General features: G+C 74.2%; 23 protein-coding genes. 12 read left to right on the forward strand and 11 right to left on the reverse strand.

The genetic code is table 11. The features are described from left to right. Nucleotides 1-85: 85 nt before the first annotated feature. Nucleotides 86-508, forward strand: a complete 423-nt coding sequence (locus LP52_RS13120) for a hypothetical protein (RefSeq protein ID WP_040273699.1) — start codon at nt 86-88, stop codon at nt 506-508. A gap of 436 nt (nt 509-944) precedes the next feature. Then, nucleotides 945-1,343: a hypothetical protein gene (locus LP52_RS26575; RefSeq protein WP_040273700.1), complete on the forward strand. Its 399-nt coding sequence runs from the start codon at nt 945-947 to the stop codon at nt 1,341-1,343. Nucleotides 1,344-1,445: 102 nt separating this feature from the next. On the opposite strand, the gene LP52_RS13130 is transcribed toward LP52_RS26575, so the two are convergent. Next, entirely contained in the window at nt 1,446-2,627 is a 1,182-nt protein-coding gene (locus LP52_RS13130; protein WP_238580904.1) for a pyroglutamyl peptidase, read from the reverse strand. A gap of 257 nt (nt 2,628-2,884) precedes the next feature. Here LP52_RS13130 and amaB point away from each other — a divergent pair, with 257 nt between their 5' ends. After that, nucleotides 2,885-4,426, forward strand: a complete 1,542-nt coding sequence (gene amaB, locus LP52_RS13135; RefSeq protein WP_040273701.1) for an L-piperidine-6-carboxylate dehydrogenase — start codon at nt 2,885-2,887, stop codon at nt 4,424-4,426. Between the two features lie 252 nt (nt 4,427-4,678). On the opposite strand, the gene LP52_RS13140 is transcribed toward amaB, so the two are convergent. Then, entirely contained in the window at nt 4,679-5,566 is an 888-nt protein-coding gene (locus tag LP52_RS13140; RefSeq protein WP_052809799.1) for a hypothetical protein, read from the reverse strand. A gap of 185 nt (nt 5,567-5,751) precedes the next feature. Between LP52_RS13140 and LP52_RS13145 the strand changes: the two genes are divergently transcribed. From LP52_RS13145 to LP52_RS13165, 5 genes are all read left to right on the forward strand, one after another. Further along, a complete protein-coding gene (locus tag LP52_RS13145; protein ID WP_338011644.1) occupies nt 5,752-8,139 on the forward strand; it encodes a lysylphosphatidylglycerol synthase transmembrane domain-containing protein in 2,388 nt (795 codons plus the stop codon). A 272-nt stretch (nt 8,140-8,411) separates the two neighbouring features. Further along, complete coding sequence (locus LP52_RS13150; protein ID WP_040273703.1) at nt 8,412-8,852, forward strand: MarR family winged helix-turn-helix transcriptional regulator; 441 nt, start codon at nt 8,412-8,414, stop codon at nt 8,850-8,852. Nucleotides 8,853-8,931: 79 nt separating this feature from the next. Next, nucleotides 8,932-9,402, forward strand: a complete 471-nt coding sequence (locus LP52_RS13155; protein ID WP_040273705.1) for a MarR family winged helix-turn-helix transcriptional regulator — start codon at nt 8,932-8,934, stop codon at nt 9,400-9,402. Between the two features lie 82 nt (nt 9,403-9,484). Further along, nucleotides 9,485-9,907, forward strand: a complete 423-nt coding sequence (locus LP52_RS13160) for an organic hydroperoxide resistance protein (protein ID WP_040273706.1) — start codon at nt 9,485-9,487, stop codon at nt 9,905-9,907. A gap of 119 nt (nt 9,908-10,026) precedes the next feature. After that, the gene (locus LP52_RS13165; protein ID WP_040273707.1) at nt 10,027-10,569 is read left to right on the forward strand and encodes a hypothetical protein; all 543 of its coding nucleotides are present in this window, start codon (nt 10,027-10,029) and stop codon (nt 10,567-10,569) included. Nucleotides 10,570-10,831: 262 nt separating this feature from the next. Here the strand turns inward: LP52_RS13165 and LP52_RS13170 are convergent, their stop codons facing one another. The 5 genes from LP52_RS13170 to LP52_RS13190 form a co-directional block, all read right to left on the reverse strand. Then, complete coding sequence (locus tag LP52_RS13170) at nt 10,832-11,773, reverse strand: DMT family transporter (protein ID WP_238580906.1); 942 nt, start codon at nt 11,771-11,773, stop codon at nt 10,832-10,834. 225 nt (nt 11,774-11,998) lie between these two features. Continuing rightward, complete coding sequence (locus LP52_RS13175; RefSeq protein WP_040273710.1) at nt 11,999-13,009, reverse strand: hemolysin family protein; 1,011 nt, start codon at nt 13,007-13,009, stop codon at nt 11,999-12,001. Then, nucleotides 13,006-14,397, reverse strand: coding sequence for a hemolysin family protein (locus tag LP52_RS13180; RefSeq protein WP_040273711.1), 1,392 nt, complete (start codon nt 14,395-14,397; stop codon nt 13,006-13,008). The genes LP52_RS13175 and LP52_RS13180 overlap by 4 nt, the downstream gene beginning before the upstream one ends. A 259-nt stretch (nt 14,398-14,656) precedes the next feature. Continuing rightward, complete coding sequence (locus LP52_RS13185) at nt 14,657-15,247, reverse strand: TrmH family RNA methyltransferase (RefSeq protein WP_040273713.1); 591 nt, start codon at nt 15,245-15,247, stop codon at nt 14,657-14,659. 125 nt (nt 15,248-15,372) lie between these two features. Continuing rightward, complete coding sequence (locus LP52_RS13190) at nt 15,373-16,050, reverse strand: class I SAM-dependent methyltransferase (RefSeq protein WP_238580907.1); 678 nt, start codon at nt 16,048-16,050, stop codon at nt 15,373-15,375. 254 nt (nt 16,051-16,304) lie between these two features. On the opposite strand from LP52_RS13190, the gene LP52_RS13195 reads away from it, so the two are divergent. The 4 genes from LP52_RS13195 (at nt 16,305) to LP52_RS13210 (ending at nt 19,340) form a co-directional block, all read left to right on the forward strand. Further along, complete coding sequence (locus LP52_RS13195) at nt 16,305-17,060, forward strand: SDR family oxidoreductase (RefSeq protein ID WP_040273714.1); 756 nt, start codon at nt 16,305-16,307, stop codon at nt 17,058-17,060. Between the two features lie 182 nt (nt 17,061-17,242). Further along, a complete protein-coding gene (locus LP52_RS13200) occupies nt 17,243-17,446 on the forward strand; it encodes a DUF1918 domain-containing protein (protein WP_040273716.1) in 204 nt (67 codons plus the stop codon). Nucleotides 17,447-17,477: 31 nt separating this feature from the next. Continuing rightward, nucleotides 17,478-17,753 (forward strand): DUF1876 domain-containing protein, encoded by a 276-nt coding sequence (locus LP52_RS13205; RefSeq protein WP_040273823.1) that lies wholly within the window; start codon nt 17,478-17,480, stop codon nt 17,751-17,753. Between the two features lie 321 nt (nt 17,754-18,074). Beyond that, nucleotides 18,075-19,340: an APC family permease gene (locus LP52_RS13210; RefSeq protein ID WP_040273717.1), complete on the forward strand. Its 1,266-nt coding sequence runs from the start codon at nt 18,075-18,077 to the stop codon at nt 19,338-19,340. A gap of 12 nt (nt 19,341-19,352) precedes the next feature. Here the strand turns inward: LP52_RS13210 and LP52_RS13215 are convergent, their stop codons facing one another. From LP52_RS13215 to LP52_RS13230, 4 genes are all read right to left on the reverse strand, one after another. Beyond that, nucleotides 19,353-20,222, reverse strand: coding sequence for an NUDIX hydrolase (locus LP52_RS13215; RefSeq protein ID WP_040273719.1), 870 nt, complete (start codon nt 20,220-20,222; stop codon nt 19,353-19,355). Beyond that, complete coding sequence (locus tag LP52_RS13220; protein WP_052809801.1) at nt 20,219-20,977, reverse strand: HAD family hydrolase; 759 nt, start codon at nt 20,975-20,977, stop codon at nt 20,219-20,221. The genes LP52_RS13215 and LP52_RS13220 overlap by 4 nt, the downstream gene beginning before the upstream one ends. 177 nt (nt 20,978-21,154) lie before the next feature. Further along, nucleotides 21,155-22,102 (reverse strand): VWA domain-containing protein, encoded by a 948-nt coding sequence (locus LP52_RS13225; RefSeq protein WP_040273721.1) that lies wholly within the window; start codon nt 22,100-22,102, stop codon nt 21,155-21,157. A gap of 100 nt (nt 22,103-22,202) precedes the next feature. Continuing rightward, entirely contained in the window at nt 22,203-23,180 is a 978-nt protein-coding gene (locus tag LP52_RS13230; protein WP_040273722.1) for a DUF58 domain-containing protein, read from the reverse strand. Nucleotides 23,181-23,187: the final 7 nt, after the last annotated feature.

Here is a 23,187-nt window from a genome sequence, read left to right on the forward strand (position 1 = left end):
GTGATGCGGGCCTCGTTCCCTGCGCCCCCTGCTCCGCGGGCGGTTTCCGCCGTCTCGTGGGGCCCGATCCTCCTAAGCTGGGTCCATGGCGCACCGACACCCCAGCAAGCTCAACGCTGAGCACGTCGTCCATCCCGGTGCCCGCCGCCTGCTCAAGGCCGAACTGGCCAACTGCGCCGCGTGCCGGGCCCAGGGCGACGCCGACGCCCTGGCCGCCCCCGAGATCCTGGAGTCGCTGCTGCACGGCTTCGTGCTCAAACGCGCCGAGCAGTGGCGCAACCGCCATTCCCGCTACCCGGTCAACCTCTACGACCTCGCCCCGCCCGACGAACTGCGGTTCCTGCACATCCCCACCCGCGAAGTGGTGCGCCTGTGCGTGGTCGAAGGGCGCGCGGGCGACCGTGTCGAAACGGCCGGTGCGCTGGTCGAGATGGGCAACCTCACCGGAGACGACAAGGAGCGGGTGCTGGGCGACATCATCGACGGGATCCTGGAGGACGAAGGCTGAGCTCCGCCTGCTCTCCTCTCCGGACAGCGGGCCGATTGCGGTTGTATCACGATCATCCGCGCCGGCGATCGCCGCGCCCAGGCGGCGCGGCGCCGCCTGGACCGGCGTCTGCGCTCCGCAGCGGTGGCCGCGATCGGCCGCCCACCCCCGGGTACGGCCGTGATCCCGCATTGTGCAGGGCCCTGGCGGACCGGGCCGGGGATCGGACACCGTATGCTGCCCTGGCGGACGCTGCGGATTCCAGCGCCCTGATCCGATTTGCGGTGCGTCTTCGAAGGCGGCCGCCCCTGCGCCCGCATCGGGCAGGCTCAGCGAACCGACGGAACCGCGGCGCTCGTGTGCGCATCCAACCTGTGCACGCAAGTACGCAAACCTATCGAGACATCCCAGCGGCGCCGGTGAGCGCGCCGCCCGGGCATTTCCGGGGAGGAAACACATGAGTTACGGACCGTCAGGGGGTCAGCCGCCCTACGGCAACAGCGGAGGCTACGGCCCGCCGCCCCCGCCGCCCCCCTCCGGCCCGCCCGGCGGCGGCGCCTACGGCCCTCCGCCTCCGCCCGGCGGTCCCGGCGAGCCCCCCGCCAACAAGGGTGCGGCGATCGGCGCGCTGGTGGCCAACGTGATCGGGTTGTGCATCAACTGCCTGTTCTCGCTGGTCGGCCTGATCCTGGCGATCGTGGCCATCACCCAGGCCGAGAGCAACCCCAAGGCCGCGCGGACCTGCACGCTGATCTCCTGGATCCTCTTCGGCGTGGGCCTGGTCGTCGGAGTGCTCTACTGGATATTCGTGGGGTTCGACGCGCTCATGGCGAGCTCGACCACCACGAGCTACTAGGCGGTTCCCGCAGGGTCCTCGGCGCCCTGCCGCACGGCCCCGGCTCGGCACAAGGCGCGAGCCGGGGCCTCGTCGTGTCCGGCCCCGCCCTGGAACGGCCCCTCACCCCTCCAGCGCCGCCTGCACGATCGCGCGCAGCTGCTCGACGATGTCGGCGCGGTCGCGCTCGAAGTCCGGCGAGGTCAGCGCCTCGGGATCGGCCGAGCCGAGTTCCAGCACCGGGGTGAGCACGTGGCCGGCGGGGATCTCGCGTCCCGTCGCGTCGCGCAGCAGCGTGTTGCGGTAGGCGACCTCGTTGGAGACGTAGTCCCCGCCCCCGCCCGCGCGCACCCGCGCGCCGGGCGTGGGACCGCCCGCGTGCGTCACCGGTTCGCCGCCCTCCGCCGGCACCTCGGTGACCTCGGTGTTGTCGTGCACCGGGAAGCGCCCCTCCGCGTGCTGCAGGACGGCGCCGCGCCGCAGCGAGGAAGCGGTCCACTCCGGCAGCGGATCGAGGGCCGGCTCCACGCGCGGCGGCGGCACCGGACCCGGCGCGCTCACCCCCTCGTTGTCGGGCGCCGCGCCGCGCATCCCGGCACTGTAGCGGGGCAGGTCGAACCGGCCCGGCCGGCCCTGGCTGACCGTGATCACCGCGTCGGCGGCCACCGCACCCGGGCCGGGGGAGTAGTGCGGCCCCAGCGCCTGCTCGACCATGCCCGCGGTCAGGTCCCGCCAGCGCGTGGGGAAGATCGCGGTGCGCAGCGCCGCCGAGCGGCCGCCGATCTCCAGGCGGGACCCGTGCAGGGTGAGCGCGGCGGCGCCGGAGGGGTTGGAGCGGCGGACGTCGGTGTCCAGGCCGAAGGGATCGAACCCGGCCACGACGACCCGCAGCAGCTTGTCGTCGGGCGGGAACACCAGGTCGTCGTGCCCGCGCGAGGCCCGCTCCAGCCGGTCGGCCAGCGCGGCGCGGCGCTGCTCGTCCACGGAGAAGGCGGGACGCCACTCGCGCAGCCGGGCGCTGAGGGTCAACCGCGCCCAGTACAGGAAGCGGTCGTCGGCGACGCCGTCGCTCTGGCGCACCGCCTCGGTCCACAGCCTCCGGCCGTGCGAGGCGACGACCCCCTCGGCCTCCTCCGCGTCGGCGGCCGCGGCCAGGTCGGCCGCGAACAGCGGAGCCGCGGCGGCGAAGCCCGAGCGGCGCAGGATCGCCTGCGGTGCGGCGAAGGCGGTGCGGGACTCCTCGACGGTCATGGCGGTGGCCCTCATGTGCGTTGCGGCGTGCGGCCCCCGGCCGTGCGGGGACACGCCGCGCCTCCTTCCAGGTATAGCGCGGTCGCCGGTGTCGTTGCCAAGCGGTCACCCTAGGCTCCGCCCGGACACCGGCGCGCCGCCGCGGCCGGAACCGGGGCCGGGCGCGGGGTTCGGCGCACAGCCTCCCACAGGCACCGCGCCGCCCGACCGCCGCCCGCGCCGACCCGGCGGAACCGACACGCGGTTATCCCGGGGCGGTGCGGGGAAAAAGTCGAATGCCCGCACCCGCCTCTCAACGGAGAGAGAAGGACATGGCAGCCCTACCCGAAACCGAGCAGCTGCGTGAGCGCGCCCGCACCGCGCTGCGCCGCTGCGGCGCCGAGGGCCTCGCAGAAGGCTCCGGCACCGGGCACACCGCCCGCACCCCCATCACCGGCGAGACGCTGTTCGAGCTGGCGCCCGCCGGCGCCGCCGAAGCCGACCGGGCCGTCGCCACGGCCGAATCGGTCTTCACCGGGGCCTGGCGCGACACACCGGCGCCCGAGCGCGGCCACCTCGTACGTCGGCTGGGCGAACTGCTGCGCGAGCACAAGCAGGACGTGGCCGACCTCGTCACCATCGAAGCCGGCAAGATCGGCTCCGAGGCCGCCGGCGAGGTCCAGGAGATGATCGACATCTGCGACTTCGCCGTGGGCCTGTCCCGCCAGCTCTACGGCCGCACGATGGCCTCCGAGCGGCCCGGCCACCGGCTGATGGAGACCTGGCACCCGCTGGGCGTGGTCGGGGTCGTCACCGCCTTCAACTTCCCCGTCGCCGTGTGGTCGTGGAACACCGCGGTGGCACTGGTGTGCGGTGACACCGTCGTATGGAAGCCCTCCGAGTCGACGCCGCTGACCGCACTGGCCTGCCACGGACTGCTGATGCGCGCCGCCGCCGACGTCGGCGCCCCCGAAGGCGTGCACCGTGTGCTGATCGGCGGTCGCGAGGTCGGCGAGCGGCTCGTCGACGACCCGCGGGTGGCGCTGCTGAGCGCCACCGGATCAGTCCGCATGGGCCGCGAGGTCGCCCCCCGGGTGGCCTCCCGCCTGGGCCGCTACCTGTTGGAACTGGGCGGCAACAACGCCGCGATCGTCGCCCCCTCGGCCGACGCCGACCTGGCCCTGCAAGGGGTCGTCTTCGGCGCCGCCGGCACCGCGGGCCAGCGCTGCACCACCCAGCGGCGCCTCATCGTGCACGAGGACATCGCCGAGGACTTCACCGGGCGCGTCGCCGAGGCCTACACCAAGCTGCGCGAGCGCATCGGCGACCCCTTCGCCGCGGACACCCTCGTAGGCCCGCTGATCGGCGAGGGCGCCCACCGCTCGATGGGGCGCGCCCTGCAGGCGGCCGCCGACGAGGGCGGCAGCCTGCTCACCGGCGGCGCGCGCCGCCTGGAGGACGAGGCGCCCCGGGCCTACTACGCAGACCCCGCGGTGGTGCGCATGCCGCGCCAGAGCGCCATCGTGTGCGAGGAGACCTTCGCTCCGATCCTGTACGTGCTCACCTACCGCACCTTCGAGGAGGCCCTGGAGCTGCACAACGGGGTACCGCAGGGACTGTCGGGCTCGGTGTTCACCCGCGACCAGCGCGAGGCCGAGCGGTTCCTGTCGGCGGCCGGCTGCGACTGCGGCATCGCCAACGTCAACATCGGCACCTCCGGCGCCGAGATCGGCGGCGCCTTCGGCGGCGAGAAGGCCACCGGTTCGGGGCGCGAGTCCGGCTCCGACGCCTGGCGCGCCTACATGCGCCGCGCCACCAACACCGTCAACTACTCCACCGAGCTGCCGCTGGCCCAAGGTGTGAGTTTCCTCTGAGGCGGCACGAGGGCTGACTGGGAGGCGCGAGGCGGCCGACGCGGCAGGAGGTCCGGGTGCCGCGCCGACCGGGTCTCTCGCGGCGGGGGCGCTGCGACCGGCGGCGCGCCCGCCGACGATCACAGCGGCCCGCTTCCCGCGTGCCGGAGCCCTCGCCGGCTCCGGCACCGCACGGTGCGGACTGATGCCCCGCTACCCGGATCCGGACTTCGGCAACACATCCGATCCCGGCCTGAGCAGCCGATCGCCGGATCAGCTCGCGGGCACCTCGTGGGAGTCCGTGCGCAGGCGGGCCCGCAGGCAGGCTGCGGCCCGCACCAGCGCCCGGCACCGCGCGAACTCCACGGGGGTGAACGGGACGGCGCGGCGCAGCACCAGCGCGCCGCCCTCGGGATCGGGCAGCGACATCTCCGTGCGCCGCACGTCCTCGGCTTCCAGCCCCGGCGGGGGAGCGGAGCGGCGCTCGACGGCCTCGGCCCCCGACACCGACACCAGCGCCTCCGGCAGGCTCGTCTGCCCGCCGACCAGACCGGCCAGCAGCGACAGCGCGCGCGCCGCGGTGTCGGTCAGATCGCGGACGTCGGCGGGCTCGACGACCGCGCGGCGTCCGCCCGCGCGGGCCGCGGTCGCACGCAGCACCTCGGCGCCGACCCCGGCCGGCGCCGTCACATAAAGCTCGTCGACGGCCTCGTCACCCCCGGGGTGGACCTGCAGCAGCCGTATGTCCACGCCGCGTCCCGCCATCTGCGCGGTGAGCGCGGCCAGCCCTCCGGGCACATCGTCGACGGCCACCCGCACCCGCCACAGCCGCTCCCGCTCCGGTGCGCCCGGATCCGCAACGTCGGCCGCGCCGCCGTGCGGCGCCGCAGGACCGCGGCCGAACGGGCGGGCGCCGGCGCGGTGCGCCCTCCAGCGGTGCAGTGTCGAGGCCGCCAGCACCACGGCTCCGGCCGCGGCCAGCAGGCGGCCGCCGTGGTCGCTGTGTCCCAGGGACAGCACCAGCAGGTGCGCAGCCCCCGCCGCCAGCAACAGCCCGCCCACATCCACCAGCTCCTGGCCGAAGAACCCCCGGGCGGGCACGTGCCGCGCGCCCGCCCGTCCTGTCCGCGTCTTCACGTCGGTCCGCACGTCATCACCCATGCCCCCGACGATGCCCCCCGCGCGTTTCACCCGATCGACCGGCGGTGACGGCGCTGTTACGCCGGGGCGTGACGTCGGTCACCAAGCGTGACCGAGGGGCACCCTGCGTCTCGTGCGCGCACCGCGGACACGCCACCGCCCCGCGGCTGGCACGGGCACCACCCGGATTCGGGCAGTCTGGAACCGTGAATTTCGCAGGAGTCAACCCGGACCAGGGCGCCGACGAGCGCCTCCCGGCGCTGGGGCCCACCGCCCGAAGACCCGTTGATCTGCTGGTGGCCTCGGCAGGAGTGCTGGCCATCGCCGCAGTGCTGATCGCCGTGCGCTTCACCACCGACGGCCAGGACGCCGCGTATCCGGCCGAGCTGCGCACGCTGCTGCCGCCCTCGGTACTGGCTCTCGCTGCCGGCGTGGCCAATCTGATCGTCATCGTGCTGGCCGCGGTCGCCGCGGTGGAGCGGCTTCTGCGCCGGGAGTTCCGCCAGAGCGTGCGCGCGCTGGCGGCGGCCGCATTCGCCTACGGCCTGGCCGGCGCGATCAACGCCACCGCGCACGCGCTCACCCCTTCCGAGTCCCTGCCGGAGGTGCTGCTGGGCCCGCAGGCCCAGAGCATGTTCACCTCGCCGCTGCACGCCTACATCGCCGCTGCCGTGGCCTATGTGCGCGCGCTGCCGCTGGGGCACATGCCCCGTGTCCGGGCGGCGATGTGGGGCGGAATCGCGCTGACCTCGGCCTCGGTGCTGCTGGCGGGGGTTACCACGCCGTTGTCGCTGCTGCTGACGGTGCTGGCCGCCTGGACCTGCGCGTCGGTGGCCGCCTACGCTGTGGGCCTGTCGCGGCCGGTTCCGGCCACCGGGCGCCTGATGCGCGAGCTGCGCCGCTTCGGCTGGGAGCCGCTGGGCCTGACCCCGCTGGGCGGCGACGCCGAAGGCAACCAGCGCTACGCCGTCGACACCGTCGACCGGCGCCTGGACGTGGTGCTGTTTCGCAGCGAGGACACCAACGGGGTGTGGAAGCGGCTGCTGGCCGCGGCGATGCTGCGCGGACCTGCCGCGCCCTCGGTCCTGCTGGGGGTGCAGCGCCGGGTCGAGCACGCCGCGCTGATGGACTTCGCCGCGCGCGCCGCGGGCGCCGCCGGCCCGCGGGTGCTGGGCATCGGCGAGCTGGGCCTGGGCACCGTGGCGCTGGTGACCGAGCACGTGCCGCTGCGCGCCCTCGACGAGATGTCCACCGCCGAGCTCACCGACGAGGCGCTCGACGAAGTCTTCACCGAATTGGCGCTGCTGCACCGCAACCGCATCACCCACGGCAACCTCAACGGTGCGACCGTGGGCCGTCGGCTCAACGGGCGGGTCGTCTTCGCCGGCCTGGCCAACGGCACCGTCGCCGCCTCCCCGATCAAGGCGTCGCTGGACGTGGCGGCGCTGATGACCGTGCTGGCGCTGCGCGTGGGGGAGCAGCGGGCGGTGGAGGCGGCCATCCGCGTGCTGGGCCGCGAGACCGCAGCGGCCGCGCTGCCGTTCCTGCAGGCCGCCGGGATGCCCTTCGCGGTCCGAAGCCGGCTGCGCGCCAACCGCGAGATGCTGGGCGCCATCCGCGCGCAGATCACGGGCGCGGTGCCCGATGCGCCGGCCCGCCCGGCCCGCCTGGAGCGGATGCGTCCGCGCACCGTGGTCAGCGTCGCGGCCGCCACCGCGGTGGGGCTGATCCTGACCTACCAGCTCGCCGGAGTCGACCTCACCACGATCTCCGGCGCGAACCTGGGCTGGGCGGGGGCCGCGTTCGGCGCCTCGACGCTGTGCATGGTCGCCGCGGCCATGGCGCTGATGGGGTTCGTGCCGATCCCGCTGAACCTGTGGACGACCGTCCTGGTCCAGTACGCCGGCTCGTTCGTGCGCATCGCCGCACCCGCCGGTCTGGGGTCGCTGGCGATCAACACCCGCTACGTCTCCCAGATGGGCGCCTCGGCCGGGCTGGCGATCTCGGCGGTGGGACTCTCCCAGGTGGTGGGGCTGATCCTGCACGTGCCCCTGCTGCTGATCTGCGCCTACCTGACCGGAACCGCCTACCTCGCCGACTTCTCGCCCTCGGTGACGGCCATCGCGGTCACCGCCGGCCTGGCGGTGGCCGTGGCGCTGGTGCTGCTCGTGCCCGCCCTGCGGCGGGCGGTGCTGGACCGGGCGCGGCCCTACTTCCACAACACCCTGCCCCAGCTGCTGGATCTGCTGCAGCACCCGCGCCGGCTGATGCTGGGCGTGGGCGGGACGCTGCTGCTGACGGTGGCGTTCGTGATGTGCCTGGGCTTCTCCGTCGCCGCGTTCGGCGGCAGCGCCGGCATCGCCGCGCTGGCCGTGGTCTTCCTCGCCGGAAACGCGATCGGCTCGGCCGCACCCACCCCCGGCGGGCTCGGCGCGGTCGAGGCCGCGCTGCTGGGCGGATTGACCACGGTCGCCGGGGTTCCGGCGGCGGTGGGGCTGCCGGCGGTACTGCTGTATCGGCTGCTGACCTTCTGGTTGCCGGTGCTGCCGGGATGGGGCGCCTTCCACCTGCTGCAGCGCTGGAAGGCCATCTGAGGCCGGCGGGGCATCGCCGCCCCGGTGCGCGGCCGCCGAGGCCGGCAGCCGGCGGCCGACACGTGGCGGGGAGCCCGGTGGGCGGGTAGCTGCGGGCGGGGCCGCATCCGCCGAAGGCGGACGGGCGCTGCGGCCCCGCCGGAGGTCGCCGGTCGATGGAATGATGAGTCGGCGGGGCCCGCAGCGGGCAACGGGCGGCATCGCCCGCCCCGGATCCGGCCGGAGCGTTCCCGCCGAAGGGCCCGCGGGCGCCAGCGCGGAAAGGCGGAGGAATGGCCAGGGACAAGCTCGCCGAGCAGGCGTGGGAGGAACTCGCCCGCGCCCAGGTCGCACTGATGCGCCGGTTTCAGGACGACTTCCGCCGCACCGAGGTCTCCATGCGCGAGTACGACGTGCTCTTCACCCTCTCGCGCTGCCCGGAGGGCACGCGGATGCGCGACCTCAGCGAACACGTGCTGCTGACCCAGCCCGGAATCAGCCGGCTGGTCGAGCGCATGGCCGCCGACGGCCTGGTCAGCCGCGACGGTGACCCCGGCGACAGGCGGGGCACCGTCGTGGGACTCACCGAGCGCGGCCGCGAGGTCCTGCAGCGGGCCGGTCGCTCCCACGCGACGGCCATCGAGGACTACGTGGGAGCGGTGCTCAGCCGCGACGAACTGATCAGCCTGCGCGACATCGCCCGCAAGCTGCGCCGTGCCCAGGCGTCCGAGTGAGACCGCGGGGCTATCGGTTGTGCGCAATTCGGTTGTGCTAAATTGAGTGGCGCCGAGGGAGGAAGGGGCCGCCCGCGCCATGACCGACACGTCCGAGTCCGACCCGCAGGCGCTGGAGCGCCAGCTGTGCTTCGCGGTCTATGCGGCCTCGCGCGCGCTCACCGGCCTGTACCGGGAACTGCTCGGCGAGCTCGGCCTCACCTACCCTCAGTACCTGGCGATGCTGGTGCTGTGGGAGCACGGCGACCTCACCGTCACGGAGCTGGGCACCAGACTGCGACTCGATTCGGGAACCCTGTCGCCCCTGCTGCGCCGGCTGGAGGCGGGCGGCCTCGTGCGGCGCAGCCGCACGGGCGGCGACGAGCGTGTCGTGCGCGTCACTCTCACCGGCAACGGCGCTCGACTGCGCGAGCAGGCCGCCGGCATCCCCGCTTCAGTGCTGGAGGCCGCCGGCGTCTCCGCGGCCGAGGCCGCGGAGCTGCGCCGGGCCCTGGAGCGGATCACCGACTCCGCCACCGCCGCCACCGACGATCTCCGCTGCCGGCGGTGAGCGGGCGGCGGCGCCCGGCGGGGGCAGCGACCCGCGGCCACCGGGCCGCGGGCACGAGCCCATCCGAAAAGGAGAATGTGCGATGAAGGTCATGTACACCGCCGAAGCCGAGGTCACCGGCGAAGGCCGCAAGGGTTACGGCCGTACCCCCGACGACCGCCTCAACGTCGACCTGTCCGTGCCCAAGGGCCTGGGCGGCGACGACGGCCCCGGCACCAACCCCGAGCAGCTGTTCGCGGTGGGCTATGCGGCCTGCTTCCACGGCGCCCTGAAGAAGGTCGCCCGCGAGGCCGGCGACTCCGCCGAGGGCTCCACGATCGACTCCCGGGTCAGCCTGGGCAGCGCCGACGACGGCCTGACCCTGGCGGTCGAGCTGGAGGTCACCATCCCCGGCAAGACCCAGGAGGAGGCGCAGAAGCTGGTCGAGGCCGCCCACCAGGTGTGCCCCTACTCGCGCGCCACCCGCGGCAACATCGAGGTCACCCTCACCACCAAGAACGGCTGAGGACTCCGCGGCCGCGCCGGCCCGCGCCCGCCCGCCTCCGGGGCGGCGCCGGGCTGGCGCTCGGAGGCGGGTGATCACCGCCTACCACGGCACTGCCGCGTTTCGTTACGCTGGCCGTCATGTTGGATCCACTCATCAAGCGGGCCGGCCTGCCCGCCGACGCCTCCCTCGCCCAGGTGGTCGACGCCGTCCACCGCATCCCCTTCGGACCCCCCGCCGACCGCACCGCCCAGGCCACTCTGGACGAGTGGCAGGGCACCAGCGCCACCAAGCACGAACTGCTCGCCGCTGCCTTGGAGCGCGGCTGGCCCGAGACCAGACCGCGCCTGGTGCACCGCGTCCACCGGTGCACGCCCCAGGACGCGCGCGAACGCTTCGGCGAGGAAGCGGCCGCCGCCCTGCCCGAGAGCGGGATGTGGGACGTGCACCGCTACCTGCTCGTGGAGTCCGGCGGCGAACGCGTCGTCCTCGACGTCACCTTCCCGTCGATGCCGGGTTGGGACGGATCCTCCTCGATGCCGGTGGCGGCCGCCGAGGGCACCGACCACGAGGCCGGCCCCGATGCCGACCGCGAGCTGCGCGTCCTGGAGGCGGCCCACTGCGACCCGCGCCTCCGCGACCGCTTCGCGACCGCCCTGTCGGCGTCGTTGGCCTCGGCCTGAGGAGCACGCGCACGCACCGGCCCTGCGCCGCGCGGCCCCGCCGCCCATGAAGCGGGCGCGGACGCCGCACGGGTGAGCCCGGCCCCGACGAGACCGTTCCAGCCCCCACCGCAGCCTCTGCGCCCGTTCGCTCCGGCGCGCACGTCCGACCGCAGCGCGGCCGTCGTGTCCCGGTGCGACACTCCCCGGCCCCGTGCCCGCGGCCGCAGGAAGACCCCTGAGTCCCCGCACCCGCGCCGCGTCGCCGCAGCCGGGCCGTCCGTCAGTGCACCGCCGGGCGGGCGGCCGGAGTGTCCTCGGGCACGTGCACTCCCGAGGGGCGCGGCCCCGACCGGTTCAGGGCCATCGAGGTCACGGCGATCAGCACCACGGCGCCGCCCGCCCACTGGCTCCATTGCAGGCTCCCGCCGAGCAGACCCGCTCCCACGACCGCCGAGACCAGCGGAAATGCCAATTCGGCCAGCGTGGCGCGGCTGGCCGCGGTGCGGCGCAGCCCCCAGTAGTACAGCGTCAGCGCCAGCAGGCCCGGGATCAGCGCCAGCAGCACCAGCCGGGGAACCTGGGCGGGTCCCACCGCCAGGGAAGCGCCCGACGCCAGCGCGATCACCAGCGCCACGGGCAGCCCGAAGGTGAAGCGCAGTACCGTGACGTGCATGAACGCCAACCGCACGCCGGCCAGACGGCCCAGCACGGTGCCGGCGGCCCACAGCAGCGCCGCGCCCACCGCCAGCGCCGCGCCGCGGGCGTCGTCGACGGTGACCCCCAGCGGATCGGGGAAGGCCAGGATCCACGCCCCGGCCAGGGCCGGCAGGGCGTACAGCCCGAAGCGCGGCGCCAGCCGCTCGCCCAGCAGCACCACAGCGAGCACGATCGCGAAGACCGGCTGCAGCTTCTGCAGCACCTGGGGCGTGATGGGGTCCCCGACCGTGAAGGCCAGGGTGAACAGCATCGTCGCCAGCGCCGAGGAGCCGCCGCCGATCACCGCGACCGCCGCGATCACCGCGGGCCCGGCCGCGGCCAGCGCCCGCAGCGCCGGTATCAGCCACGGAAGCAGCAGCACCACGATGACGGCGTGCTCGTAGACCACGATGGTCGAGGCCGGCAGCACCTGCGCCAGCGGGTCGCGCATCAGCGCCGAGGTTCCCCACAGTCCGGCGGCCAGGGCCACCGCCCACATCCGGTCCGCTCCGCGAGCCTGCACCACGCCCCCGATTCCCCTCGTCGCCGGCTTCGTCCGCGGCCTACGGTAGCGGCTCGGCCGAACGCGGCGGGGACCGGCCCGCCTCCGCCCGGCGGGTGAGGGCCGCGACCCGCCGTGGGCGCCGAGACCGCGTGCGCGGCCACCCGCCGAGCGCCGGCGCCGCGCGAACCGCGGCCGCCGCCCCCGGGCGGGGGCGGCGGCCGGTCGGATCGGCGGCGGGCGGCCGGCTCAGGCGGCGGAGTCGAGCAGCAGCCGATCCAGCATGTCCTGCAGCGTGACCAGCCCGGCCAAGCGGCCCTGCTCCTCCACCAGCGCGAGGTGGGTGCGGCTCTCGCGCATGACGCCCAGCGCCGCGTAGATGGGCGTGTCGCCCTCCAAGGTGAGCACCGGCCGCATCAGGTCGGCGGCGGTGGTCTCGGGCGTGCTGGTCAGCGCGTCGCGCACGTGGAGTACGCCCACCGGCTCGGCGCCCTCGCGCACCACCAGCCGCAGGTGGCCGGATTGGCGGGAGACGCGCTTGACGTCCTCCAGAGAGGCCGAGGGCGCCACGGCCGCCAACTCCTCGCGGGGTGTGGTGATCTCGCGCAGCGGCCGCGAGTTCATCTCCAGGGCGGTGGCCAACTGGTCGCGCCGGTCCTCCTCCAACGCACCCGCCTTGGCCGAGTGGTCGACGAGCTCGCGCAGGTCCTCGGGCCCGTGCCCGGAGGCGACCTCGTCGACGGCCTGCACGCCCACGCGGTGCAGGGTCCAGTTCGCCAGCCCGTTGAGCAGTACCAGCGCCGGGCGCGTCAGCCACATGAACGCGCGCATCGGCAGCGCCAGCAGCGTCGCCGAGCGCTCGGGGTGGGAGATGGCCCAGGACTTGGGCGCCATCTCGCCCACGACCAGGTGCACGAAGGTCACCGTGATCAGCGCCACCACGAACGCCACCGCGGTTGCCGCCGCAGCCGGCAGCCACCCGGTGAACAGCGGATGCAGCATGTGCTCCACCGCCGGCTTGGTGACGGCGCCCAGCGCCAGCGTGCACAGGGTGATGCCCAGCTGGGAGCCGGCCAGCAGCAGCGAGAGGTCGCGCGCGCTCTTCAGCGCCGCGCGCGCCGAGAGGCTGGTCTCGGCGGCCTCCTCCAGGCGGTAGCGGCGGGCGGCCACCAGCGCGAACTCGATGGCCACGAAGAACGCGCTCGCCGCGATGATCACGACCGTGGCGGCCAGCGCCACCAGCGGGTTCAAGTCGCTCATGCGTTCACCTCGCTGTCCTGGTCGGCGGGCTCGCCGGCGGGCTCCTCGTGCAGCTCCAGGCGCACGGTCTCGGGCACGTGCCGGTCGACGGTGCGCACACCCAGATCCACGGTGCGCAGCGGCTCGTGCTCGGCGGCGCCGACGTTGCGCGGCAGCGCCACGCTGATCCTGTCGCCGGGTTCGGGCAGCCGCCGCAGCTGGGCGATGACCAGGCCGCCGATGGTCTCGAAGTCGCCCTCGGGCAGGTCGTGGCCGATGAGACGCTCGACCTCGTCGACGTGCAGCGCGCCGGGCACCAGCCAGCTGCCGTCCTCGCCCACGCGCGCCTCGCCGGCGTCCTCGGGGTCGTGCTCGTCGGCGATCTCGCCCACGAGCTCCTCGGCGATGTCCTCGGTGGTGATGACGCCCGCAAGGCCGCCGTACTCGTCGACCACGCAGGCGAACTCCTCCTCGGACTCGCGCAGCCGGTTCAGCACGGCCGGCAGCGGCAGCGAACCGGGCACCAGCAGCGGCGGGCGCGCGACGTCGGAGACCCGGACGTCGGAGAGCGTGCGGTCGCCCAGCTCCAGCACGTCGCGCAGGCAGACCACGCCGACGATGTCGTCGACGCCGTCGCCCAGCACCGGGAAGCGGGAGTGGCCCGAGGCCATCAGCTCGACCACGCGGCTCACCGGTTCGCCCGTCTCGACGGTGGAGACCTGCGGACGCGGGATCATGGCGTGCTCGGCCGTGCGGTCGTGGAAGTCCAGCGTGCGGTCCAGCAGCGTGGACAGCTCAGCGGGCAGATCCCCGCTCTCGCGCGACTCCTCGACGATGTACTCCAGGTCGCGGGGGGTGGCGGCGTGCTGGACGTCCTCGACCGGCTCGATCCCCACCGCCTTGAGCAGCACCAGCGAGGCCTGGTCGAACAGCCAGATCAGCCAGCCGAACAGACGCAGGTAGACGCCGGTGGACAGCGCGAGCCAGCGGGCGACCGGCTCGGGGCGGGCGATGGCCAGGTTCTTGGGGAACAGCTCGCCGAAGACCATCTGCATCACGGTGGAGAACAGCAGCGCCACGGCGATGCCGATCGCGATGCCGGTCCCGGCGGGAACCCCGACCCAGCCCAGCAGCTCGCCGATGCCCTCGCCCATCATCGGCTCGGCGACGTAGCCGACCAGCAGGCCGGTGACGGTGATGCCCAGCTGAGCGCCGGAGAGCATGAACGAGGTGCGGCCGGTGATGCCCAGAGCACGTCGTGCCCCGGCATCGCCCTGGGCGGCGCGGGCCTTCAGGCGGGAGCGGTCCACCGCCATGAAGCCGAACTCCTGGGCGACGAAGTAGCCCGTCGCCGCTGTGATCGCCAGGATCACCAGTGCTCCGAGGAGGATGCTCAGGATCACGCTCACTTCGCACGCACCGCCTCGGAGCAGTGGTCTGCGGCGCGGGCGCTATCTGGTGAAGGCGGCTCGTCGGAGTCGGGGGAGCAGCGTCCGTCCGGGACGCTGCCGGTACTTCGGGACGGGTCCACGTGTCCTCTCTCGCGTCGGTTTCAGTGTGTGGATACGAATGCGGAGCTGGAAATATTCCCCCGATGCCCCGCCTCGACCCCCCGGGCGGCGATGTTTGCGGAGTCCCTGCTCAGCGCACCGCCGGCACGGCCGCGGCCTAGCGCGCGGGGCTCGCCCCGGCGTCTCCGGCGGCATCGGCGTCTTCCGGGGTTCCGACCGGGTCCTGCTGCCATTCGCGGCGCCGGGTCTCGGCGACGGCGACGGCGGCGGCCACGGCCACGTTCAGCGAGCCGACCCGTCCGACCTGCGGAATGTAGGCGACGGTGTCGGCGCCGGACAGCAGCGCACGGGAGCAGCCGTGGTCCTCGGCGCCCACGGCCAGGCAGATGTCGCCCTCCAGCGGCGCCTCGTGCAGCGGCACGGCGCCGCGGGCCAGCTCGACTGCGGCGACGCGGTATCCGGCCTCGTGCGCGGCGGCGACCGCCTGTGCGGCGTCGGCCGCCTTCTCCAGATGCAGCTTCTGCTCGGTACCCAGAGCGGTCTTGCCCACCTGGGGGTGGGCGGGATCGGCGCTGTTGCCGGCGAGCCAGACGGTCTCCACCCCGAATGTCGCGCAGGTGCGCAGGATGGAGCCCAGGTTGAACGGCTGGGTGACGGACTCTGCGATGAGGGCGATACGGCCCTGGGTGCGCCTGCGCCAGTGGCGGTTGAGTCGTTTGACGTCGGTGGGGCGCAGCTGCGTGCTCACCTGCGGTGTGTTCCTCGTGTACGAGTGGATGGGGCCAGGACGTGCGGTTTCCGCCTCCACGATAGCGGCATCGCCGCGCGAAGGTCAGGGGTGGGCGCCCGCGGCTGTGCGCAACCGGCGCGGCGTCAGGGCGCCTGGATGCGCAGGACGCGGAAACCGGCCCGTGAGGCGGCGCGTGTGGTGGCCAGCCCGGCGTCCTGCTCCAGCCAGCGGTGCAGCGAGTCGGCGCCCAGGTTGCGCTGGACGACCAGGTGGGCGGCGCCGCCGGGGGCGAGCCTGCCCAGCCACGTGCGCAGCAGAGCGTGCAGCTTGGGCTTGCCGATGCGGATGGGCGGGTTGGACCAGATCGCGTCGAAGGGCCCCTCCGGCGCCGCTCGGGGCCGAGCGGAGCCGTCTGCGGGGGAGCCGTCCTGGTCGACCAATAGAAAATCTACGTTGTAAAGGTGGTTGTCCGCTGCGTTGCGCCGCGCCAGCTCCACCCCCCGGGTGTTGACGTCCACCCCCAGCACCGACGCCTCCGGTGCCCGGGCGGCCATGGCCAGGGCGACGGGTCCGTAGCCGCAGCCGAGGTCGAGCAGCCTGCCCTGGTGCGGCGGCGCGGGTACCGACTCCAGCAGGACGCGGGTTCCCAGGTCCACCCGGTCGGCGGAGAACACGCCGCGGTCGGTGGCCAGGCGCAGGTGCACATCGGGCAGTACGAGATCGACCGAGGAGGGGCGGCTGGGGGCGGCGGGGTCGGCGTCGAAGTAGTGCTGGTGGCGGTGCTCGCCGCCGGGACCGCCGTCCTGCTCGCGCCGCTCCACGGCGCCTCCCATCCCATGTGCGCCCCCGCGGGGGCCTGCCTCGCCGGCCCGTCGGGGCGCGGCGCCGATCGCGCCGGAGGTCCTCGGTCCGCGCGCCACCGGCGCACCTTACCAGCCGCGGCCGTAGGCTCGTGCGCTGCGCGGACGTGCACGGGCGGGCGCGCGTGGAGGTACGGGACCCGAGGCGGTCCGCGTCACAATCCGACTGGTCGGTAGTGTTGTGCCGTCGAAGCACGGACGAAAGGACACAGCTCGTGGGACGTTTTGCCGGCAAGGTCGCCATCATCACCGGAGCCAGCCGCGGGATCGGCTTGGCCGCCGCCCAGCGCATCGTGGACGAGGGTGGAAAGGTCGTCATCACCGGGCGCAACCCCGAACCGCTGGAGCAGGCGGTCGCGGACCTGGGCGGCGCGGGCACCGCGATCGGCGTGGCGGGCAAGGCCCACGACGCCGAGCACCGCGATGCCGTCGTCCAGCGCACCCTCGACGAGTTCGGCCGCATCGACGTCCTGGTCAACAACACCGGCACCAACCCCGTCTTCGACGCGATCGTCAATCTGGAGCCCGCCGCGATGGCCAAGATCTTCGAGATCAACGTCATCGCCGCGGCCTCCTGGGTCAGCGCCGTCCACCGCGCCTGGATGGCCGAGCACGGCGGATCCGTCGTCAACGTCGCCTCGCTGGCCGGCCAGCACCCCTCGCCCGGGATCGGCATCTACGGCGCCAGCAAGGCCGCGCTGATCAATCTGACCGAGCAGCTGGCCTATGAGCTGGCGCCCGTGGGCATCCGCGTCAACGCCGTCGCCCCTGCCGTGGTCAAGACCAAGTTCGCCGAGGCGCTGTTCGAGGACGAGGAGTCCACCGCCAAGAGCTACCCGCTGGGCCGGCTGGGCGTGCCCGAGGACATCGCCGCCGCCATCGCCTACCTCGCCTCCGACGAGGCCTCCTGGGTCACCGGCCAGACCCACACCCTCGACGGCGGTCGCACCCTCAGCGCAGGCGTCGAGTAGGGCGGTTTCGGCAGCGGCCGCGCACCGGCGCGCCGGCCCTTCCCCGCGCCCCGCCCGCGCCCGCTCCCACCTGCGGATCCATCGCCCGCACGGCATTGAATTCGGCGGTGAGCAGGCGCAGGATGGTGGGTAACTTCCGCAGGTGAGGACACACAGGCACGGACGTGTCGAGGGGAGGAGCGATGAGAGCCCGGATCGGAGACCACCTCGTCGTCGAAGGCCCCCGCGACGACATGCACCGCCGCACCGGGGTCGTCACCCAGGTGCGCGGCCGCGAGGGCGCGCCGCCCTACCAGGTCCGGTGGTTGGACGAGGACGTCGACAACGAGTCGTTGATCTACCCCGGACCCGACGCCCACATCGAGGAGAAGGCCGCCGAACGCTGAGTCGGCCGGCGGCGACGGGAGGTGGATGGCGATGCACACCATGAAGCGGTGGAACGTCGACATCCTGCTGTCAGAGGAGGCCGAGGGCGACTCCGCCCGCACATGGGCCGAGGTCGGGCTCGAATCCCATGACGGTGCGGGACTGCGCGGCCACGGCATGGCCCGCAAGCACCCCACCGACGACGATGTTCCCGAGATCGGCGACGAGCTCGCGGTATCGCGAGCGCTGGCCGACCTCTCCCGCCAGCTCCGCCAGGCGGCGGCCGAGGACATCAGCGAGCACACCGGAACGCCCTGGCCGCGCTGAAACACGGCGCGGCCCGAGCGCAGCGACCTTCGCTCGGCCTCGCGCCCGGCCGCGGCATCCGGCCACCGCGGGGGCGGGGCCGGGCCGCGGCACGGCCGTGCCCGAGTGTGACGTCGGTCTCACCGACGGTGAGCCGGCGGTAGAGCGCCGGAGCCCCGTACGGCTCGGCCGAGTGGGCCGACACGCCCGCACGGCCGGATCCGGCCGCGGCAGCGGCCGGTGCAGGCGACCCTACGTGCGGCGGGTGCGGCCGGTTGTGGTCGCCGCGGGTAGGGGAGATGTTCACTGACGCGTGATCACGGTGGGGCAGACTCTGCCGGTATGACCACCTCTTCTGGATCGCAGGCGAGATCCTCGCGGGAGCTGGGCACCGCCGATGCGGTGACCGTCGGCGCCGCGGCGATGATCGGCGCCGGGGTGTTCGCGGTCTTCGCACCGGCCGCCGACGAGGCCGGCGCGTGGATGTGGGTGGCGCTGCTGATCGCCGCCGTGGTCGCCTACTGCAACGCGACCTCCTCGGCCCGGCTGGCCGCACGCCACCCGGAGTCGGGAGGCACCTACGTCTACGGGCGCGAGCGGCTCGGCGAACTGTGGGGCTACATCGCGGGCTGGGCCTTCATCGTGGGCAAGACGGCCTCGTGCGCCGCGATGGCGCTGACCTTCGCCGCCTACGCCGCCCCCGAGTGGAGCCGCCCGCTGGCGTTGGCCGCCGTGGTGGGGCTGACCGCCGTCAACTACGTCGGGGTGCGCACGTCGGCGGGCCTGGCGCGGGTGCTGCTGGTCACCGTGCTGGCGGTCCTGGGCGCCGTGGCCGCCGTCGGTCTGGGCGGCAGTGAAGCCGACCCCGGGCACCTGGCGATCAACACCCACTGGCCGGGCTTCTTCGGACTGCTGGGCGCGGCGGGAATGCTGTTCTTCGCCTTCGCCGGCTACGCGCGCATCGCCACGCTGGGCGGCGAGGTCCGCGACCCCGCCACCACCATCCCGCGTGCGATCGCCATCTCCCTGATCGGCGTCCTCACCGTCTACCTGCTGGTGGGCACCGCCGCGGTGACCGTCCTGGGCCACGGCAGGCTCGCCGACAGCCAGGCGCCGCTGGCCGACACCGTCGTCGCAGCCGGCTGGCCCCAATTGACCCCCCTGGTGTCGGTGGGCGCGGCGCTGGCCAGCCTCGGCGCCCTGATGGCGCTGATCCTCGGGGTTTCGCGGATCGTGGCGGCGATGGCCGACGACGGCCACCTGCCGCGCGCACTGGCGGCCGTGCACGAGCGCTTCGGCGGTCCGCACCGCGCTGAACTCGCCGTGGGCGCGGTGGTGTGCCTGATCGTGCTGGTGGCCGATGTGCGCGGCGCGATCGGGTTCTCCGCCTTCGGCGTGCTGGTCTACTACACCGTCACCAACGCCTCGGCGCTGCGGCTGGGCCCGCGCGAGAACCGCCCGCCGCTGCTGGTGCCCGTGGTGGGCCTGGCCGGATGCGTGGTGCTGGCCTTCAGCCTGCCCCTGCAGTCCGTGGTGGTCGGCGTCCTGGCCATCGGGGCCGGAGTCGGGGTGTGGGCCCTGCGCCGGATGGTGCTGGACCGCCACTGAGGGGCGGGCGGCCTACTGCACGGGTGCGTCCACGCGCGACAGGTCGGTGAAGGCCCGCCTAGCCGTGGTGGAGAGCGGAATGTGGGCGAGATCGTCGGCGGCGAACCACGCGCAGTCGTCGGTGGAGCCCTCGACCTCCGCCACCCGCAGCGCGCGCGGCTCCCTCACGTGGGCGTGGAAGAACACCCACACCGCGTAGATGTCGCTCTCGGGGCTCTCCGGCCCGGGCTCGCGGGTGCGCCGGTGGTGGGAGATCGAGATGAGCTCGCCCACGCCGCAGAGCTGGTCGGTCTCCTCGGCCACCTCGCGGCGCAGCGCCGCCCGTGCCGTCTCGCCGTGGTCGACGCCGCCGCCGGGCAGGTGCCACGTGCCCGCGCCGGGAAACCCGGGGGCGATCCGCGACAGCAGGATGCGCCCGGCGGGGTCGGTGACCACCCCGTAGCAGGAGAACCGGCGCAGCACCGGCCCTGGGCGCCGGGCCTCCTCCTCGGCCAGTTCCTCGGCGCCGGGCCGGGCGGGCAGCGCGACCGCCGCCCGCACCGGCAGGCTGCGCCCGGCGGGCGCGGGCCCGGCCCAGGCCAGGGGAGCGGTGTAGTAGAGCCGGTCGATATGCAGCTCCACCGTGCCGCCGTCCGCGGCCGGAGCCGGAGCGAACTCCGTGCGGACCTCGCAGGGCGCCACCGGCGTGCCGCCGGGGAGCCCGGCGGCGGCACGGGCGGTTTCGGCCGGGTCCTCGCCGAAACCGACCCGCGCCCCGGGCAGGCGCTCCTCGCCCGGCGGCCCCCCGGCAGGCAGCACCGCGCGCCCGTCGTCGCCGACCAGCGCGAGGTGGGCGGTGACCCGGCGCCCCCGCCGCCCGGGGGCGGCGCCCTGCCCGTTCACAGCCCCGCGTCGGCGGCGCGGCCGACCTGGGGGTGGGGCGCCGGCGGCCGGGCGGCCTGAACCGCCCGCAGCAGCTCCTCCAGGCCGCTCACGGTCCACACGTCGGCGCCTTCGTTGCGCTCGTGGCGGTCCACCAGCACCGGGTAGAGGCCGGCGGCCATGGCGCCGAGGGCGTCGGCCTGCAGCTGGTCGCCGACGTGCCAGGCGCGCTCGGGCGCCACGCCGACGGTCTGGCAGGCGGTGAGGAAGATATGGGGATCGGGCTTGCCCGCCCCGGCGGTGTCGGCGCAGATCACCGTGGGAAAGAACGCGGCGAGGTCGAGCACGGCGAGCTTGTCGCGCTGCAGCTGCTCGATCCCGTTGGTGACCAGAGCCAGCCGCAGCCCGCTGCGGGCCAGCTCGCCGAGCACGGGCGCCGCATCGCGGAAGGGCGCCCACGCCGAGCGGTGGGCCGACAGGTAGAGGTGGTACAGCTCGTCGCAGTGCTCGTCGGAGATGTGGGCGTGGCCGGCCTGGATGGCCAGGGCGCGTACCCGCTCGCGGCGCTGCTCCTCCAGAGTCAGGCGTCCGGCGATGTAGGCGCCGAAGGAGATGTCGGTCTGGACGTCCCACAACCGGCGGGCGGCGGAGAACTCCGGGTGCCCGAGGCGGTCCATGATCGCACGTAGGCCCGCCGAGCTGGCGGCGCGGTCGTCGAGCAGGGTGTCGTCGAGGTCGAAGAGGATCGCCTCGGGTGCGGGGGCTGTTGGGGGCATCGTTCCTTTTCCGTCGTCCCAAGGATGAGGGCAACCGCAAACACTGCCACGCTACCGGGCGAACTGGGCAAACGCGGTAGCGGCCCCGGCGCGGGCGCCTGTGCGACCCCCACCGGCGCCGATGGGACTCCGGGCCCCGCGCGGCGGATCCGCGCTGGCCGGAAGCGGCCATGTGCCTCAGGGCACCCGTTGGCTCCACACCATCGACGCCACCGCACCGGCCGCGGCCAGTATCAGGCCCACGAGCACGAACCGGGTGACGATCTCGCGGTCGACGGTCTCGCTGCCCAGCGAGGAACCGATGTCGTCGTAGACGTCGCTGAGCTCGGCCTCGGACTCGGCCTCGTAGAAGTGGCCGGAGGTGTCGGCGGCCAGCCGCTCCAGCGCCCCCTTGTCGATGTCGGCTTCCACCGGTTCGCCGTTGATCTCGATGATGGCGGCGCCGGTGCCGAAGGCGATCGTGGAGACCGGCACTCCGATATCGGAGGCGGCGCCGCCGGCGGAGGTGATCGGGCGCCCGCTGGTGTTCTCGCCGTCGGAGAGCAGCACGATCGCCGACGGGGGCGGGTTGTCGCCGGCCTCCTCGTCGAAGGAGCGGATGGACTCCAACGAGGTGAACACCCCCTCGCCGATGGCGGTGCCCGGCGACATCTGCAGGGTCTCGATGGAGTCGGTCACGGCCTGGTGGTCCTGGGTGGGCGAGGAGATCACGCTGGCCGTGGAGGAGAACGCCACCAGGCCCACGTTGAACCGGTCGGGCAGCGAGTCGACGAAACCGCGCGCTGACTCCTTGGCGGCGCTGAGCCGGTTGGGGTCCACGTCGTTGGCGGCCATCGAGGGCGAGACGTCGATGGCGACCATGATCGTGGCGCGCTCCCGCGGCACCTCGACGGGCATCGCCGGCCGGGCCATCGCGCCGATCAGCGCCGCCACGGCCAGGAAGAACAGGACGGCGCCGATGTGGCGCGGCCAGCTCGCCCGCCGGGGCGCCACCCGGTCCAGCAGCGAGAGGTTGGTGAACCTGAGCGTGTCCTCGCGGCGGCGGAACTGCAGCACGACGTAGGCGGCGACGAGTGCGGCCAGGGCGAGCAGCAGCCACAGCCAGCCTGGCGAGAGGAATGTCACCCGGTCGTCCTTTCTGCGTTCCTGCCTGGTCGCGCGCCCCGAGGGCGTGTGTACCCGGCCGGTGCGCCGGCGCCGGGACGCGCGGGCGCCGGCCGGGCGATCAGCGTGGGATGGCCGGCGTGTGCCGGGACAGCCGGTGGGCGGTGCGGCGCTGCTCGACCACGAACCGCGCCACGTCCACGATCCAGTCGCGGTCGGTGCGCAGCACGAGGTGGGGGACCCCGCAGCGGCGCAGGGCCGCACGCACGGCGGCGCGCTGATCCTGGGCGACCTGCTGGTAGTCGCGCCGCAGCCGCGGGGTGAGGCGGACCTCGCGGGTGCGCCCGGACTCGGGATCCTGCATCGTGACCAAGCCTATGTCGGGAAGGTCGAGTTCGCGGGGGTCGACGACCTCCACCGCCAGCGTCTGGTGGCGGGTGCCCATGCTGCGCAGCGCCCGCTCCCAGGGCGCCGGCGACTCGGCCGAGACCGCCTCGGGCGGGGTGTCGAGGAAGTCGGAGATCACCACGCGCAGGCCGCGGCGGGAGCGGGTGCGGGCCAGGTCGTCCAGGGCGTCGGCCAGCGTGGCGTCCTCCACGTCGGCGCCGCCCTCGGGTGCGGCGGCGACCGTCGACAGCAGCGACATCAGCGCCGCCTTGCCCGACCGCGCCGGCCAGCGGCGGATCCGGCCCCGGTGCAGGAAGTGCGCGCCGAAGCGGTCGCCCACCCGCTGGGTGAGCACGGTGACGGCGGCCATGGCGCCGATGGCGACCTCGCGCTTGCCCTCCAGAGCGGTACCGAAGTCCATGCTGGCCGAGAGGTCCAGCAGCGTCCAGCTCTCCAGTTCGCGGTCGGCGACCAGGTCGCGCACGTGGGGCTGGGTGGTGCGCGCGGTCACCGACCAGTCCATCAGCCGCACGTCGTCCTCGCCCGGCTGGTAGGGCCGGGCCTCGGCGGGCTCGCTGCCGGGCCCCGCCCACAGGCCCAGGTGCTCGCCGTGCAGCAGGCCCTCCAGGCGGCGGATGATGCGCAGGTCCAGCCGGTGCAGTGCCGCGTGCATCCGCGGGTCGAGTCCCGGGGTGGTGGAGCGCTGGGGCATGGCCGCC

It is taken from the genome of Streptomonospora alba, assembly GCF_000826685.1.
In the GTDB taxonomy this organism is placed as follows: domain Bacteria; phylum Actinomycetota; class Actinomycetes; order Streptosporangiales; family Streptosporangiaceae; genus Streptomonospora; species Streptomonospora alba.